We start from the raw sequence: 11865 nt of genomic DNA on the forward strand, positions 1-11865 counted from the left end.
TCACGCCGCTTTCGAAGGCTGCGCCAGCGCGCGGCCGAACATCATGTCGGTGCGGATCGAAGCGACCTTGTCGCGATTGCGGATCAGCTCGAGGTACCAGAGCGCATCGATCGTATCGCCGATCAGCACCGCCCCGGTGAGCCGACCGTCGGCGATGACGAGCTTCTTGTAAGTACCGCGCCTGCGATCCGACAGCACGAGGCTCTCGCTGCCCTCCCCGCCCACGAAGTCGCCAGCGGAGAACACGCTGACGCCGGAGACCTTCAGATTGGTCGAGACCACGCTGCCCTGATAGGCGGCGGGCCGGCCGGCCAGATGCTGCGCCAGCACGCGCGCCTGCTCGTAGGCGGGCTCGACCAAGCCATAGCAGGTGCCGCGATGCTCGGCGCATTCGCCAAGCGCAAAGATGTCGGACGCGGAGGTCTGCATCACGTCGTTGACGACGACGCCGCGGTTGACCGCGATCCCCGCCTCCTTCGCCAGCGCGACGTTCGGCTTGATGCCGGCGGCGAAGATCACCGCATCGGCCTCGATGCGGCTGCCATCGGCGAGCTCGACGGCCTGGACGTGGCCCTTGCCGTGGATGCGGGCCGTCGCGGCATTGAGCATGACGCGGATACCCTTGCGCTCGACTAGCGTCTTGAGCAGGTCGGCCGCGGGCGCGTCGAGCTGACGCTCCATCAGCCGATCCATCAGATGCAGCAGCGTCACGGGCGCGCCGGCCTTGGCGAGACCGTAGGCCGCTTCCAGCCCGAGCAGGCCGCCGCCGACCACGACGACGCGCTTCCTGGCCGCGGCCAGTGTCAGCAGCAGGTCGACGTCGCGGGTGTCGCGAAACGTGTGCACGCCGGCAAGATCGGCGCCTGGCACGTTGAGCCGCAGCGGCGTCGATCCCGTGGCGAGCACGAGCTTGGAATATTCCATGCTCTCCTCGCCCGCGATCTTGAGCTCACGGCGGCCGACATCGATCTCGCTGACGCGATAGCCGTAGCGCACCGTGACGCCGCGGTCTCGCCACCAACCGGCCGGCCGCAGCTCGATCTCGTGCGAGCCGGTCTCGCCCGCCAGCACGGAGGAGAGGAGCACGCGATTGTAAGCGAGCCGCGGCTCTTCGCCGATCACGGCGACCGCATAGCGGCCGAGCGCGGTCTTGGCGAGCTCGTCGACCAGACGCGCGGCCGCCATACCGTTGCCGACGATGACCAGCGGTTCACTCACAACGCATCTCCTATTCGGCGGCCTGCGCTTGCGCGCCGTAGGCCTCGGACATCATGTAGCCGGACAGCACGCCATAGGCGTCCCTCCAGGCTGCGGCGAGTTCAGGCGTCCAGGCTTCGCCAAGGCCCTTCTCGAGGGTCCACAGCAAGGTGGCGCCGACCACGGGGTAGTGCTCGGCCTTGGCGCCATAATCGACGTGACGCTTGGCGAGCGCGGAGGCCGCGGGAAGAATCGATTCCAGGTTCGACAAGCCGCCGACTACGGCGGCGAGCATGCCCATCAGCTTCTTGCGCTGCTCGGTCATGTCCTCGGGAAACATCGCGCGCACGGACGGCGCCACCTCGAACAGTCGGTCGTAGAACAGCACCGCGGCGGCTTCCGAAATCGGGGCGACCTTGGCGAAGCTCTGCTGAATGAGAGTAATCTGCTCGGGCGTCATGATGTTCTCCTGTCTGTTTCGGTCTGCCTTCGTCCGCGCCATTGCGGACAAAGTTCATGGATCAAACGTCATCAGAGAGACTTCTCCCCGCGTACGGGGAGAAGCGACATTCGTGCCAGTTTGTCGTGCTCACACACGCGCCTCGGCGAGGCTTGGCGCGCCTTCGCCCTGCGGGCTGCGACGCAGGTAGAACCACCAGGTCAGAGCGAGGCAGGAGGCGTAGAAGGCGAGATAGACCACGAGCGCGAGCTGCGGCCCGCCGGTCATGGCGATCGACTTGCCGAAGCCGCTCGGGATCAGATAGCCGCCGACGGCACCGACCGCGCCGATGAAGCCGACCGCCGCGCCGCTCTCGATGCTCGCGGTCTTCAGGGCAGCGCTGCGTGCCGCATCGCCCTTGCCGCGCACCTTGAACAGGTTCTCCTCGCGGAAGATCGAGGGGATCATGCGGTAGGTCGAGCCGTTGCCGATGCCCGTCGTCACGAACAGGATCAGGAACATCGACAGGAAGCCGATGAAATCCTTGTGCCCCACGAAGTAAAGCGCGCCGACCGTGGCGCCCGCCATCACAATGAAGTTCCAGAAGGTGATGATGGAGCCGCCGACCCGGTCTGCGAGCCAGCCGCCGAGCGGACGCGACAGCGAGCCGACCAGCGGGCCGAGGAAGGCGATCGAGATCGTCACGGTGGGGAATTGCGTCTTCAGCAGCAGCGGAAACGCCGCCGAATAGCCGATGAAGGACCCGAACGTGCCGATATAAAGATACGCCATGATCCAGGTGTGCTTGCGCTTGACGATCGCGAGCTGGTTCTTCACCGACGATTTCGCCGTGGTGAGGTTGTTCATGAAGAACACCGCGCCGAACACCGCGATTGCGATCGGCAGCACCCACATCAGGCCGGCATTCTGCAGGAAGATGCCGTCGACGGGCGTCGCCTGATACAGGTTGAGGACGGCGAGCGTCATCAGGATCGGGGTCAGGAGCTGCACGCTGGAGACACCGATATTGCCGCCGGCCGCGTTGAGGCCGAGCGCCCATCCCTTCATCCGGTCGGGAAAGAAGAAGGAGATGTTGGTCATGCTGGAGGCGAAATTGCCGCCGCCGAGACCCGCGGTCGAGGCGACCAGCAGCATGAGCCAGAACGGCGTGTCGGGCTGGCTGACGAAATAGGCGAGCGACAAGGTCGGGATGAACAGGATCGCCGCGCTGAAGATGGTCCAGTTGCGGCCGCCGAACGTCGTCACCGCGAAAGTATAGGGAAAGCGCATGAAGGCGCCGATCAGGCCCGGCACGGCGACGAGCTGGAACAGCTGGTCGGTGGTGTAGTGGAAGCCGGCCTGCGGCAGCTTGGTGGTGACGATGCTCCAGATCAGCCAGACCGAGAAGCCGATATGTTCGGCGACGATGGACCAGATCAGATTGCGCCGCGCGATCGACTTGCCGGTATTGTTCCAGAACGCCTCATCCTCGGGGCGCCAGTCTGAAATCCAGCTGGAGTTCAGGGTCGGATTCTTCGTCATTGCGTATCCCTTCCAGGCTCACCGCTGCGTCGTTGCAGGCTCTGCCTCCGGCCACGGAGGCGCGCTCCGAGGCTTCACCCCGGTGGCGAGATCACGATGCTGATTGATGATGTTGAGGGACGTCGTCGTTGGCGTCGCGCAAAGACGTTTCAATTTCCGTGCCAGTTGCGCGCACGCAGGAAACACAGGGATTTCAGGATGTTATTCGTATTGCCCGAATCGTTTGCAGGGCTTTTCCGCACGCAAAATTTGCGTTTCGCTCAATCCCTGTGCGACGCACAAGGATTGAGCTTGATGTCGATTAATTAAGCGCGGGCGTATCCCGCGTGAACGCGTGATCTACGCGGCTTCGACGAAGCGATGACGCTCGTAGAGGAATTCGAGCACGCGCTGGCGGCACTTCAGATAGGTGGCGTTGGTCGCGAGGTCGAGCCGCTTGCGCGGCCGCGCCAGCGGCACCTCCAGCACCTCACCGATGCGCGCGCTCGGTCCGTTGGTCATCATCACGATGCGGTCGGACAACAGCACGGCCTCATCGACGTCGTGGGTGATCATCAGGATGGTGTTGCCGAGCTTCTGATGCAGCGCCATCACCGAGTCCTGCAAGTGGGCGCGGGTCAGCGCGTCGAGCGCGCCGAACGGCTCGTCCAGCAGCAGCACCTTCGGCTCCATGGCCAGCGCCCGCGCGATGCCGACGCGCTGCTTCATGCCGCCGGAGATCTCCGATGGACGCTTGTCCCTGGCATGGGCCATCTGCACGAGGTTGAGATTGTGCATCACCCAGGCGTCGCGCTCGGCACGGGACTTGGTCTTGGCGAAGACCTTGTCGACGCCAAGCCTGACGTTTTCGTAGACGGTCAGCCACGGCAGCAGGCTGTGGTTCTGGAACACCACGGCACGATCGGGCCCCGGCGAGTTCACCTCGCGGTTTTCCAGCAGCACGCCCCCCATCGTGGCGCCGGTCAGCCCTGCGATGATGTTGAGCAGGGTCGACTTGCCGCAGCCGGAATGGCCGATGATCGAGACGTATTCGCCCTTCTCGATCGTCAGATTGATGTCCTTGAGCACCTCCGTGGTGGCGGTGCCGCGGGTGAAGACCTTGTCGATGTGGTCGAGTTTCAGGTAGGCGGTCATGTCCCCTCTCCTCAGTTCTGCGCGGTGCCGCGGGTGACGACCTTGCCGAGCCCCGCGATCAGGCGGTCAAGCACGAAGCCGATGATGCCGACATAGAACAGCGCCAGGATGATCTCGCTGATATGCGAGGAGTTCCAGGCGTCCCAGATGAAGAAGCCGATGCCGACGCCGCCGATCAGCATTTCGGCGGCGACGATCGCGAGCCACGACAGGCCGATGCCGATGCGCAGGCCCGTGAAGATGTAGGGCGCCGCCGCCGGGATCATGATCTTGGCGAAGAATTCCAGCGGATTGAGCTGCACCACCGCGGCGACGTTGCGATAGTCCTGCGGGATGTTGCGGATGCCGACCGCGGTGTTGATGATGATCGGCCAGATCGAGGTGATGAAGATGACGAAGATCGCGCTAGGCTGGCCGTCGCGGAAGGCCGCGAGCGAGAGCGGCAGCCAAGCGAGCGGCGGAATCGTGCGCAGCACCTGGAACAGCGGATCGAGCCCGCGCATCGCCCAGACCGACTGCCCGACCAGCACGCCGAGCGCGATGCCGGCGATGGCCGAGAGCGAATAGCCGAAGGCGACGCGCTGGAGACTGGCGGACAGATGCCAGAACAGGCCCTTGTCGATGCCGCCACGGTCGAAGAACGGATCGAAGATCAGCTCCTTGGTATCCGCAAACACTTTTGAGGGCGGCGGCAGCGCCGAGCCGGCTCTGCGGCAGACCAGCTCCCACACCAGCGTCAGCAGAGCGATCACGACCAGCGGCGGGATCACGCGCACGGCGGTCTCGCGTGCCATGCGTGCGTAAGCCTCAGTACGCGGGGGACGCTTCGGCGTCAGCGTGACGACCGGCGCAATCGTTGCGGCAGGCGTCGCGGTCTCAACCTCGATCTTCGTGGCAGTCATGTTCATCGCTATCTCTCTCCGGCGTGGCAGGGACGATGCGGCCGCCCCTAAAGGCGGCCGCAGGGCTCCATCAGACTTCGACGCGCTTGATCGCGAGCGACTTCAGATAGGCGGCCGGATTTTCGGGGTCGAACACCTTGCCGTCGAAGAAGGTCTCCTTTCCGCGCGAGGTGGTGGCCGGAATGTCGGCGGCGGCGACGCCGAGGGTCTTGGCCGCATCGCGCCACATGTCCTCGCGGTTGACCTTGGCAATCAGCGCCTTGGTATCGAAGTTCGGCTCATACTTGCCCCAGCGGATGTCCTCGGTGAGGAACCAGAGATCGTGGCTCTGGAACGGATAGGAGGCATAATCGCGCCAGTACTTCATGACGTGCGGCGAGTTCTCGACCACCTTGCCGGGGATGCCATAGTCGAACTTGCCGGCGGTGCGATCGTAGACGTCCTCGACCGGGCAGTTGATCCACTGCCGCTTGGCCATGATGGCGGCCAGCTCCTGCTTGTTTTCCGCCTTGTCGGCCCATTGCTGGGCTTCCAGCACGGCCATCAGGATCGCCTTGCTGGCCTTCGGGTATTTGTCGACGAAGGCCGCGCGCATACCGAAGGACTTCTCCGGATGCTTATTCCAGATCTCGCCGGTGTTGACGGCGGTGTAGCCGATGCCCTGGTGGATGAGCTGGAGATTCCAGGGCTCGCCGACGCAGAAGCAGTCCATGGTGCCGACCTTCATGTTCGCCACCATCTGCGGCGGCGGCACCACGATGGTCTCGATGTCCTTGTCGGGATCGATGCCGCCGGCGGCGAGCCAGTACCGGATCCACAGATCGTGGGTACCGCCGGGGAAGGTCATCGCAGCCTTCACGGCCTTGCCGGACGCCTTCTTCTTCTCAAGCGCCGCCTTGAACGGCGCCGCATCGGTGCCGAGCTTGAGGTCGGCATATTCCTTGGCGACCGAGATGCACTGCGCATCGAGATTGAGCCGCGCCAGGATGTACATCGGCGTCGGCTGGTTGTTCTGCGTCACCTTGCCGGCCGAGATCAGGTACGGCATCGGGGTGAGGATGTGCGCGCCGTCGATGCCGTTGCCTTCGGAGCCGAGCACGAGGTTGTCGCGCGTGGTGCCCCAGGACGCCTGCTTCTGCACGTCGGTGTCAGGCACGCCGTGCTTGGCGAACAGGCCCTTGTCCTTGGCGACGAACAGCGGGCCGGCATCGGAGAGCGCAATGAAACCGAGCTTGGCTCCCTTGACCTCGGGGCCTGCGTCCTGCGCGAAGGCGCCGGCGGGGAAATTCAGCTTGGCGGCGGCGAGCAGTGCGGCGGTCGAGCCGGTGGCTTTCAACAATTGACGGCGGCTGAGGCCAGTCTCGGAGGGCCGGCGAATGCGCTTGGTCATAGGTCGTGTCGTCCTTTTGCGTCGTTGCGGAATGATTGCGTCAGTGCGCACGAGCAGCCCGTCCGTCCGTGACGCCAGAAAAAGGCGCATGCGAACGCGCGACGGGGAGACCCCGTTTGGGTGCGTCAGCAATTCGGATGAGAAGTCTCGCGGGACGGCTTCAATGGCGTCGACCTGGAACTATTCAAGCTTCATGCCAAGCCCGCCACCGCCAAAAATGATGGATAATCAGACGCTTGGTAATTCCGCGCCTGACTAGCGCAGCCCTGTTCCGCACGCGAAATTTGCGGTCTGCTCAATCCTTGTGCGCCGCACAAACGTTGTGCAGTCGCTCAAGCAAGAGGCGGCGCAGTTCTGCCAATCATCCCCCTGCAGCTGACATCTAGATGAATTTGCTAGCTTTTTCGATCGACGCGCCACGGCACACAAATTGCTTCTAAGGTTGCGTCAACGACGACTGCGGCTTGGCCGCATTGATGCAGCCTCTGGCGGCTGCATCCCGGAAGCTCACCTGCTTCGCGGTCTCCGGCTTCAGAGTCCTCGTGACGCGATTCCCAAGGCTTCCAAACTTTCCATAGCCCTCGTGCGCGGCAGGCTGCCCGCACGGCCGATGACGTTCAGCCGCGCCCTCGTCGGGGGCGTGTCGATCTCACTTACGAAGCAAAGGAACCATTGATGTCGTATCTCGCGCCTTCGGAATTCGTCACCAAGATGGTGGATGCGGGCGAGTCCAAGATTTTCATGTCCACCCGGGATACCATTATCCGCGCCTACATGGCCGGCGCGATCCTGGCCCTCGCCGCCTGGTTTGCCGTCACGATCACCGTGAACACCGGCCAGCCGCTGGTCGGCGCGCTCTTGTTCCCCGTCGGCTTCGTCATGCTCTATCTCCTGGGCTTCGACCTCCTGACCGGCGTGTTCGTGCTCTCGCCGCTCGCGCTGATCGACAAGCGCCCGGGCGTTACGCTCAACGGCGTGCTGCGCAATTGGGGTCTCGTCTTCGTCGGCAATTTCGCCGGCGCCTTCACCGTCGCCTTCATGATGGCCTTCGTCACGACCTTCGGCTTCACGCAGGCGCCCGACAAGGTCGGCGCCGCCATCGGCAATATTGGCGAGGGCCGAACCCTTGGCTATGCCGCGCACGGTGCGGCCGGCATGGCGACGCTGTTCCTGCGCGGCATGCTCTGCAACTGGATGGTCTCGACCGGCGTCGTCGGCGCCATGATCTCGACTTCCGTCCCCGGCAAGGTCATCGCGATGTGGATGCCGATCCTGGTGTTCTTCTACATGGTGTTCGAGCATTCCGTCGTGAACATGTTCCTGTTCCCGTCGGGCCTGCTGCTCGGCGCGAAGTTCTCGATCATGGATTATCTGATCTGGAACGAGATCCCGACCGTGCTCGGCAACCTCGTCGGCGGCCTCGCCTTCACCGGCATGACCCTCTATGCCACCCATGTCATGACCCTGCCGAAGCGCCAGGCGGAGAAGCCCGCGAAGCCCCGCGTCGCGGCCTGATCGAATAGGTCTCGACAGGGGAGCCTCGCCCAAGCACGGTGAGGCTCCCCTCTCCCGGTGATGACGATGCCCCGCGGACTCCAGATTTCGGTCGGCCAGCATTCCGACAAGGGTCGCAAGCCCATCAACCAGGACTTTCACGGCGTCCTGATTCCGGAAGAGCCGCTGCTCAGCCTGAAGGGCATCGCGGCCGTTCTCGCCGACGGAATTTCCTCGAGCACGGTAAGCCAGATCGCCAGCGAGTCGGCGGTCAAGAGCTTCCTGATGGACTATTACTGCACGTCGGAGTCGTGGACGGTGAAGACCTCCGCCCGCCGTGTGCTGGAGGCGACCAATTCCTGGCTGCATGCGCAGACGCGCAAGAGCCAATATGCCTATGACCGCGACAAGGGCTATGTCTGCACGCTCAGCGCCATGGTCATCAAGGCAACCACCGCGCACATCTTCCATGTCGGCGATTGCCGCGTCTATCGCGTCGCCGGCAAGGCGCTGGAGCAACTGACCGACGATCACCGCATCATCGTCTCGTCCGAGCAGACCTATCTCGGCCGCGCGCTCGGCATCAATCCGCAGCTCGAGATCGACTATCAGGCGATCGAAATCGAGGCCGGCGACACCTTCCTGCTGGCAACCGACGGTGCGTACGAGTTCGTCGATGCGCGTTTCGTCACGAGTGCAATCGACGAGCACGCAGCCGAGCTGGACGGGGCGGCGAAGGCGATCGTGGAGGAAGCCTATCGGCGCGGCAGCGACGACAACATCACCGTGCAGATCCTGCGGATCGATGCGGTGCCGCAGCGCGATCCGGCCGGCATCTTCAATCAGAGCTCGGAATTGCCGCTGCCGACGCTGCCGGAGCCGCGGGCGATCTTCGACGGCTACCGGATCGTCCGCGAGATCCACGGCAGCAGCCGCAGCCATATCTACCTCGCCGTCGACACCGAGACCGAGCAGCCGGTCGCGCTCAAGCTGCCGTCGGTCGACCTACGCGACAACGCCGCCTATCTCAAGCGCTTCTTGATGGAAGAATGGATCGCACGCCGGATCGACAGCCCGCATGTGCTCAAGCCGCTGTCGCAGTCGCGGCGACGCGGCTATCTCTACGTCGCGACCGAGTTCGTCGAGGGGCAGACCTTGAAGCAGTGGATGACCGACAATCCGCGGCCCGATCTCGAAACCGTGCGCGGCCTCATCGAGCAGATCGCCGCAGGCCTGCGCGCCTTCCATCGCATGGAGATGCTGCATCAAGACCTCAGGCCCGACAACATCCTGATCGACAAGACCGGCACCGCCAAGATCATCGACTTCGGATCGGTCAGGGTCGCCGGCGTGGCCGAGGCGGCGCCGCCAGGGGAGGCCGACGAAATCCTGGGCACCGTCCAGTACACGGCGCCGGAATATTTCCTGGGGCAAGGCGGCTCGCCGCGCTCCGACATGTTTTCTCTGGCCGTGATCTGCTACCAGATGCTGACGGGAAAGCTGCCCTACGGCACCCAAATCGCCAAAATCCGGCGCAAGGCGGATGTGCGAAAGCTTAAATATCGCGCCGCCGACGATGACCGCAACGTTCCCGCCTGGGTCGACGGCGCGCTCCGGCGCGCGCTCCATCCCGATCCCTACAAGCGGCACGAGGATCTCTCGGAATTCATCTTCGAGCTTCGCACGCCCAACCCGGCCTATCTCGACACGCGCATCACACCGCTCCTGGAGCGCAGCCCGCTGATGTTCTGGAAGCTGACAACGGCGGCGCTCGCCTGCGCCCTCGTCGTGCTGCTGGCCTTGCTGCATGCGCGCTGATCAAGATTGCCGCTCGCCACATGATTAATAGCGAGCGGCGCAGCCAGCCCGCCTGCGCTTCTGCTCTGGCAAGCCTCAAACGGGGGCCGCGATCTCGGCGACGAAGTCGCGATAGGAGCGCAAGGGACGGCCCAGCATGCCGGTCAGACGCTCGACGTCGCCGGGCTCAGGGATCATTCCCTCGGTGAGGAAGCGCTCGCCCATCACCCGCATGTCGAAAGCCATCCAGGGCGGCATGAACTGGCTGAGGTTCTTCTCGAACCCTGCGGTGTCGTCTCCGCCGTAGGCGATCGCGCGGCCGAGCACCTCCGACCAGATCGCGGCGGCCTTCGCGCCAGTGAGTGTCTCAGGGCCAACAAGATTGATGCGTTCGAGCGGAAGCGGCGCTGCGGATGTCTCGCGGCGGATCAGTTCGATCGCAGCGATCTCGCCGATGTCGCGCGCGTCGATCATCGCAAGCCCCTTGCTGCCGATCGGCATCGGGTAGACGCCATATCCGGTCACGGCATCCTTGATCATGAGCTCGTTGTTCATGAAATAGGCGGGCCGCAGGATGGTCGCCTTGAAGCCCATCTGCTCGATCATGCGCTCGACCCCGAACTTACCGGCGAAGTGCGGCACATTCACGTAGAGGTCGCTGTGAATGACCGAAAGATAGACGAACCGCTCGATGCCGGCTTCGCGGGCAAGGTTGAGCGCAGTCAGCGCCTGAGTGAATTCGTCCGGCACCACGGCGTTGAGCAGGAACAGCGTCGAGACGCCCGAAAACGCAGCGCGCACGGAATCGACGTCCAGCAAGTCGCCTTGTGCGACGGCGACACCTGCCGGAAGGTTGGCCTTCTCGGGATTTCGGACGAGTGCGCGCACATCGGCGCCGCGCTTGACGAGTTGCTCGACGACGTTGCGGCCGATGGTGCCGGTGGCGCCGGTAACGAGGATGGTCATGGGATCACTCCGGTTGGGTTTTGGAAGACACCCGGAAACTAATGATCCACACGCGAGCCGATAGACGCTATATTTGGACAGACCGTCTCACTGGTGGAACAGATGGATTTGCTTGCGCTTGCCGATTTCAATCTCGTCGCCCGTCACGGAGGGTTCGGAAAGGCCGCGCGGGCAGCGGGACGTCCGAAAGCGACCTTGTCTCGACGTGTGTCCGAACTGGAGAGCAGTCTTGATCTGCGTCTGTTTGAGCGCGGCGGGCGCACGCTCAAGCTCACCCAGGAAGGGCGCGCGCTCTATGAACGGACGGGCGCACTTCTCACCGAGCTCGACGAAACCGCGGCCGCGATCGCCTCGGGCGGAGACAAGCCAAAGGGCAGGCTGCGGATCAGCGCACCCCTGCTCTTCTCGCAAACCGCGATGGGCCGTCTCGCGGCCGGCTTCGCCCTTCGACATCCGCAAGTCCGGCTCGAAGTTACGACCGATGACCGCTACGTCGACATGATCGAGGAAGGCTTTGATCTCGTGATCCGGGTCAATCCCGATCCGGATGAAAGCCTGGTCGGCCGCATCTTCTTGCGCGACCGAATGCTGGTCGTCGCCAGCCCCGCTCTGAAGCACCCGAGAGGAAACCTCGCCGTTCCGGCCATCGTGCGCGGCGATGACAAAGCTGCGGTTTGGGACATCAGACGGCCAAGCGGCCCATCGCACATCGCGATCGATCCCGTGCTTCGACTGTCATCCCTGATGATGGTTCGCGATGCCGTGAGAGCCGGTATCGGTGCCGCAAGGCTGCCGCTGTCGCTCGTCAGCCACGATCTTGCCGCCGGCACGCTCGTTCGATGGGGCGACGTCGAGGGAGCCGACATCGCCCTATGGACGCTCTATCCCTCGCGGCGATTGCTCAGTGCGCGCGTCTCCGCTTTCCTCGATTATCTGAGAGACGCCTTTCCAAAGGGAACGCCCGACGAGTTGGCAGCCTATATCGGGGGATGACTGAGATTTCG

Annotated in this window: 10 protein-coding genes; 3 read left to right on the forward strand and 7 right to left on the reverse strand. The window is 63.9% G+C overall.

The window, feature by feature from the left end; genetic code table 11:
• The 6 genes from I6F28_RS07565 to I6F28_RS07590 form a co-directional block, all read right to left on the reverse strand.
• Window positions 1–1218, reverse strand: a complete 1218-nt coding sequence (locus I6F28_RS07565) for an NAD(P)/FAD-dependent oxidoreductase (protein ID WP_225139614.1) — start codon at window positions 1216–1218, stop codon at window positions 1–3.
• Between the two features lie 10 nt (window positions 1219–1228).
• A complete protein-coding gene (locus tag I6F28_RS07570) occupies window positions 1229–1657 on the reverse strand; it encodes a globin family protein (protein ID WP_225139615.1) in 429 nt (142 codons plus the stop codon).
• Between the two features lie 129 nt (window positions 1658–1786).
• Entirely contained in the window at window positions 1787–3178 is a 1392-nt protein-coding gene (locus I6F28_RS07575) for an MFS transporter (protein ID WP_225139616.1), read from the reverse strand.
• A gap of 339 nt (window positions 3179–3517) precedes the next feature.
• A complete protein-coding gene (locus I6F28_RS07580) occupies window positions 3518–4312 on the reverse strand; it encodes an ABC transporter ATP-binding protein (RefSeq protein WP_036004558.1) in 795 nt (264 codons plus the stop codon).
• 11 nt (window positions 4313–4323) lie between these two features.
• On the reverse strand, window positions 4324–5220 hold the full coding sequence (gene ntrB, locus I6F28_RS07585) for a nitrate ABC transporter permease (protein ID WP_074447510.1): 897 nt from the start codon (window positions 5218–5220) through the stop codon (window positions 4324–4326).
• A 64-nt stretch (window positions 5221–5284) separates the two neighbouring features.
• Window positions 5285–6604, reverse strand: a complete 1320-nt coding sequence (locus tag I6F28_RS07590; RefSeq protein ID WP_225139617.1) for a CmpA/NrtA family ABC transporter substrate-binding protein — start codon at window positions 6602–6604, stop codon at window positions 5285–5287.
• Window positions 6605–7279: 675 nt separating this feature from the next.
• On the opposite strand from I6F28_RS07590, the gene I6F28_RS07595 reads away from it, so the two are divergent.
• Together I6F28_RS07595 and I6F28_RS07600 are read left to right on the forward strand one after the other, a co-directional pair.
• A complete protein-coding gene (locus I6F28_RS07595) occupies window positions 7280–8119 on the forward strand; it encodes a formate/nitrite transporter family protein (protein ID WP_036004575.1) in 840 nt (279 codons plus the stop codon).
• A 60-nt stretch (window positions 8120–8179) separates the two neighbouring features.
• The gene (locus tag I6F28_RS07600) at window positions 8180–9916 is read left to right on the forward strand and encodes a bifunctional protein-serine/threonine kinase/phosphatase (protein WP_225139618.1); all 1737 of its coding nucleotides are present in this window, start codon (window positions 8180–8182) and stop codon (window positions 9914–9916) included.
• Window positions 9917–9991: 75 nt separating this feature from the next.
• Here I6F28_RS07600 and I6F28_RS07605 read toward each other — a convergent pair whose 3' ends face one another.
• Window positions 9992–10861, reverse strand: a complete 870-nt coding sequence (locus I6F28_RS07605) for an SDR family oxidoreductase (protein ID WP_225139619.1) — start codon at window positions 10859–10861, stop codon at window positions 9992–9994.
• A 102-nt stretch (window positions 10862–10963) separates the two neighbouring features.
• Here I6F28_RS07605 and I6F28_RS07610 point away from each other — a divergent pair, with 102 nt between their 5' ends.
• Window positions 10964–11854 carry a LysR family transcriptional regulator gene (locus I6F28_RS07610; protein ID WP_225139620.1) on the forward strand — a complete coding sequence of 297 codons (891 nt, stop codon included), beginning with the start codon at window positions 10964–10966 and terminating at the stop codon, window positions 11852–11854.
• The last annotated feature ends 11 nt before the right edge of the window (window positions 11855–11865 follow it).

This window comes from Bradyrhizobium sp. NBAIM14 (assembly GCF_020193895.1).
Taxonomy (GTDB): domain Bacteria; phylum Pseudomonadota; class Alphaproteobacteria; order Rhizobiales; family Xanthobacteraceae; genus Bradyrhizobium; species Bradyrhizobium yuanmingense.